A 1,237-nucleotide genomic window follows, 5' to 3' on the forward strand; every position below is an offset into this window, starting at 1 on the left:
CGTGCTCCCCTGATTGTTACCAGTCAGAGGTAGAGTCCGGCTCCTTCATGATGGTTGGTTGATGGGATGGCAATGGTCCTGGGGGCATGCCCCCAGGACCATTGGCCGGCGATCTCGGCGGGGGTTTGCCCGCCCAGTTTCGAGTGCGGCCTGACGTGATTATAATCGTGCCGCCAAGCCATGAGCACGAAGCGGGCATGCGCCAGCGACGTGAACAGGGTCTCGTTGAGGCATTCGTCGCGCAGGCGACCATTGAAGCTCTCGACGAAGCCGTTCTGCATCGGCTTCCCCGGCGCGATATAATGCCATTCGACCTGACGCTCCTGCGACCAGCGCAGGATCGCCGACGAGGTCAGTTCGGTGCCGTTGTCGCTGACGACCATGTGAGGCTTCCCCCGCAGGCCGATCAGCGTCGTCAGTTCCCGGGCAACGCGGATGCCCGACAGCGACGTATCGGCCACCAGCGCCAGACACTCCCGCGTAAAGTCATCGACGATGCACAGGATGCGGAACCGCCGACCGCACACCAGACTGTCCGATACGAAGTCGAGCGACCAGCGCTGGTTCGGACCCTGCGGCAGTGCCATTGGCGCCCGCGTGCCCAAGGCCCGCTTGCGGCCACCACGGCGGCGGACCCGCAGTCCCTCTTCGCGATAGATGCGCAGCAGCTTCTTGTGGTTCGGGCGCATGCCCTCCCGCGCCAGAAGATACCCCAGGCGGCGATAGCCGAACCGGCGGCGCTCGGCCGCCAGTTCGCGCAGGCGTTGCCGCAGAGCACCGTCATCCGGCCTCGTCGGCTCATATCTGATCACCCGGCGGCTCACGCCGACAAGGCTGCACGCCCGACGCTCGCTCAGCCCGTGATGGTCACGAGCATATGCGACGGCCTCCCGCTTGGCGCCGGGCGTCACCATTTTTTTGATGTCAGATCCTTCAGCACCGCATTGTCGAGCATCGCCTCGGCCAGAAGCTTCTTCAGCTTCGCATTCTCGTCCTCGAGCGCCCGAAGCCGCCGCGCTTCCGACACGTCCAGACCCCCGAACTTGGCCTTATACTTGTAGAATGTCGCCGAGCTGATCCCGTGCCGGCGGCATACATCCGCCGTCGGCATCCCCGCCTCATGCTCCTTCAATATCGCGATGATCTGCTCTTCGCTGAACCTGCTTCGCTTCATTCTGTCCGACTCCTTCGCGTCGGACTCTACTCAAAATCGGTCACATTTCAGGGGAGCACGTCA

At 63.5% G+C, this 1,237-nt stretch carries 1 protein-coding gene; it reads right to left on the minus strand.

The window, feature by feature from the left end; genetic code table 11:
* Positions 1 to 23: 23 nt before the first annotated feature.
* A protein-coding gene (locus EBMC1_RS15855) for an IS3 family transposase (protein ID WP_156001404.1) occupies positions 24 to 1,174 on the minus strand; the annotation gives its coding sequence in 2 pieces (ribosomal slippage) (positions 24 to 922 and positions 922 to 1,174; 1,152 coding nt in all).
* Positions 1,175 to 1,237 lie beyond the last annotated feature (63 nt).

This window comes from Sphingopyxis sp. MC1 (assembly GCF_000371385.1).
In the GTDB taxonomy this organism is placed as follows: domain Bacteria; phylum Pseudomonadota; class Alphaproteobacteria; order Sphingomonadales; family Sphingomonadaceae; genus Sphingopyxis; species Sphingopyxis terrae.